We start from the raw sequence: 2,884 nt of genomic DNA, 5'->3' as shown, positions 1-2,884 counted from the left end.
GGTCGTCCTCAAACCGTTCTGGTGGCCGCCATGGCATAAATCCGTCTGGGGTTGGGGCTATGCCGTCTTCGAACTGATTTGTGCAACAAAGCCTCATGGGATTGGAAATGGTCAATAGAGGCAAGACCTCTATACATTCCCCACTCACTCATGAGGTTCTGTATTTCGGAAGATGAAACCCGCCTCTCCGCTCAATCCCCCTCTGGTCATTGCCATCGCCAAGGACAAATACCTGACCCCAAAACATCCCTTCCCAGACAGCCTCCATATCCCGGCGATGAGCCCTCCGCTTTACGGACAGGACATCACGTACGGCTGTCGCTCAAGCGCACCACGGGGTCACAACGTTGGCAATACCGCGCAGGAACTGAGGCCCAAGATGCTCAAACTCCTGGACATCTTTGCCAAGGGCGAGAGAACGGGAATGGCAAAGCGATTGTTCACGGAATTCTTGTGTGAAGATCGCCGGGACGTCAGTTACTTCGACGACAACCACCTGAACACGGCCGTCAACTCGCACTCCAACATCAATTACTTTTGCAGCGCGATCCTATCCGCCCCGAATTCTCCGCATAAATCGTCTGATCACCATCGTATTCATCAGTCGCTCATGGATGCCGGCTGGGATATCAAGAAGGTCCGGATGCCTGTCAACATCGGCGTTCCCGCCTTGAATATTGGAAGCACGCTCTTCTCGACCCGCGATTACCATAATGGTCTCGGGCTGATGATCAACGGTATTCAGTATGTATATGTGATCGCCACCCATTACGCCTATGACAGCGAAAAGAAGGAATATGCCCTGACCCTGAAATTCGTTTTCTATGATGTCTTTGGCCTGGATGACGATGATCTGAATGAATACGGTTCGCTATCGGACGGATTCCTGTCGTCGCCAGCGGGCGTAGGAATCACCGCCTGGTGGCAACTCCAACACCAGTTGGCCTATCCTCCATTGGTCACGCGAGTCGTTCTGAATCGCACGTACGAAGCCCCGGCCCTATGACCCTTCTCCCTGCCACCGAGACGCTTCGGCACATGGGCGCATATGGCCTGGCCTCGCTCATCACGGGGCTGCTGCTGACGCCCCTGTCATACATTGCCGTGGGAGTGCTCGGCGACTTCTCTCCGGCTTTCTCGCTGGTGCTCGTTCCGCCCTTGCTCGCCAGCGTGCTCTTCCTGCTCCACCAACTGCTGTCGGGCGCATCGGGCACAAAAACCCCGACGACGAGGATCATCGCTGCCGTGGCGTCGTGGGGGTTCGTGCTGTTCTTCACCGCGATCGTCTCCGGCGCCAGGCTGCAGGTGGGCTGGGGGCGTCTTGGCGGGTTCTGCATGCTTTGGCTGATCTGCAGCGCCCTGGCCCTTCCGGTGCTGGCGCTCGGATTGCGCAACGCCTCTCTGGTGCGATTCACCGCGGGCTGGCGCCACTCGCCGCGGGCCTTCATCCTGTTCCTCGCAATGGCCATGGGCATGGCCATCCACTATCTCGTCACTCCGCAGCGATTTCCCTGAGGTCCGCCGCCCCTTGCCCGGAATATCCGGCCTGAAGGGGCAGCGCGGCACCGCCTCAATCGTTCAACGACGACAGAAACTGCCGCAGCTCCGGCGTCCGCGGATTGCCGAAAAGTTCCGCCGGCGGGCCCATCTCGTGCACGCGGCCCTGGTGCATGAAGATCACGCGGCTGCTTACCTTGCGGGCGAAGGCCATTTCGTGCGTGACCATGAGCAGGGTCATGCCCTCGCGCGCGAGGCCTTCCACCACGCGCAGCACCTCGCCCACGAGTTCGGGGTCCAGCGCCGAGGTGATCTCGTCGCACAGCAGCACGGCGGGCTCCATGGCGAGCGCGCGGGCGATGGCCACGCGCTGCTGCTGGCCGCCCGAGAGCTGCTCGGGCATGGCGTCGAACTTCTCGGCCAGGCCCACGCGCGCCAGGAGCTGGCGCGCCTGCTCGGCCGCATCCTTGCGCGAGCGCTGCTTGACCAGCGTGGGCGCGAGCATCACGTTGCGGCCCACCGAGAGGTGCGGGAAGAGGTTGAAGCCCTGGAAGATCATGCCCACGCGCTGGCGCAGCGCGCGCATGGCCATGGCGCTTTCGTGCAGCAGGGGCTTGCCATCGACGGTGAGGGCGCCGTCCTGGAACACCTCCAGGCCGTTGATGCAGCGCAGCAGGGTGCTTTTGCCCGAGCCGCTCTTGCCGATGATGGCGATGACTTCGCCGGGCTGCACGTCGAGGTCGATGCCCCTGAGCACCTCGTTGCTGCCGTAGGACTTGCGCAGCGCGGTGATCTGCACGATGGCCCGGCCCGGGGCCGCCGGCGCGGGGACGGGGGCGGTGGATGCGACGGCGGCGGAATCAGCGACGGCCATGGAATTTCCTTTCGAGGCGTTGCGCGGCCAGGCTCACGGGGAAGCACAGCGCGAAGTAGAAGAGCGCCACGCAGGCGAACACGGTGAAGGGCTGGAAGGTGGTGTTGGCGATCATTCCGCCGGCCTTGGTGAGCTCCACGAAGCCGATCACCGAGGCCAGCGCCGTGCCCTTGATGACCTGCACCAGGAAGCCCACGGTGGGCGCGGTGGCCAGGCGCGCGGCCTGCGGCAGGATCACGTGGCGCAGCTGCTCGCCGAAGGAGAGCGCCAGGCTGCCCGAGGCCTCCCACTGCCCGCGCGGCACGGCGGCCACGCAGCCGCGCCAGATCTCGGTGAGGAAGGCGCTGGTGTAGAGCGTGAGGGCCACGGCCGCCGAAGTCCATGCCGACACGTCGAACCCCAGCAGCGCCAGCCCGAAGTAGTCCGCCCTGAACAATCCTGTTTTCAGCCGCAGGCAGGTCTGTTGTTGAGCGAAGGGGCGATCAATGCAGCGATGACTGCCTGCATCGACAG

Annotated in this window: 4 protein-coding genes; 2 read left to right on the top strand and 2 right to left on the bottom strand. The window is 62.9% G+C overall.

Annotated elements, in window-relative coordinates:
- The first annotated feature begins 172 nt into the window (after nucleotides 1-172).
- Nucleotides 173-1,006 carry a hypothetical protein gene (locus AX018_RS24400; RefSeq protein WP_111882824.1) on the top strand — a complete coding sequence of 278 codons (834 nt, stop codon included), beginning with the start codon at nucleotides 173-175 and terminating at the stop codon, nucleotides 1,004-1,006.
- On the top strand, nucleotides 1,003-1,515 hold the full coding sequence (locus AX018_RS24395) for a hypothetical protein (protein WP_111882823.1): 513 nt from the start codon (nucleotides 1,003-1,005) through the stop codon (nucleotides 1,513-1,515). Before AX018_RS24400 ends, AX018_RS24395 begins: the two co-directional genes overlap by 4 nt.
- 55 nt (nucleotides 1,516-1,570) lie before the next feature.
- Here the strand turns inward: AX018_RS24395 and AX018_RS24390 are convergent, their stop codons facing one another.
- Together AX018_RS24390 and AX018_RS24385 are read right to left on the bottom strand one after the other, a co-directional pair.
- Entirely contained in the window at nucleotides 1,571-2,371 is an 801-nt protein-coding gene (locus AX018_RS24390) for an amino acid ABC transporter ATP-binding protein (RefSeq protein WP_111882822.1), read from the bottom strand.
- A partial coding sequence (locus tag AX018_RS24385) for an amino acid ABC transporter permease (protein ID WP_111882825.1) occupies nucleotides 2,358-2,884 on the bottom strand: 527 nt, incomplete at its 5' end. The genes AX018_RS24390 and AX018_RS24385, both read right to left, overlap by 14 nt.

The organism is Paracidovorax anthurii (assembly GCF_003269065.1).
Taxonomy (GTDB): domain Bacteria; phylum Pseudomonadota; class Gammaproteobacteria; order Burkholderiales; family Burkholderiaceae_C; genus Paracidovorax; species Paracidovorax anthurii.
The sequence above is the reverse complement of the archived record's forward strand: the minus strand, read 5'-3'. Positions and strand labels throughout refer to the sequence as shown.

Coding starts and splice junctions, on each gene's coding strand:
- AX018_RS24390 (WP_111882822.1), bottom strand. CDS start 2,371: ATGGCCGTCGCTGATTCCGCCGCCGTCGCATCCACCGCCCCCGTCCCC.
- AX018_RS24400 (WP_111882824.1), top strand. CDS start 173: ATGAAACCCGCCTCTCCGCTCAATCCCCCTCTGGTCATTGCCATCGCC.
- AX018_RS24395 (WP_111882823.1), top strand. CDS start 1,003: ATGACCCTTCTCCCTGCCACCGAGACGCTTCGGCACATGGGCGCATAT.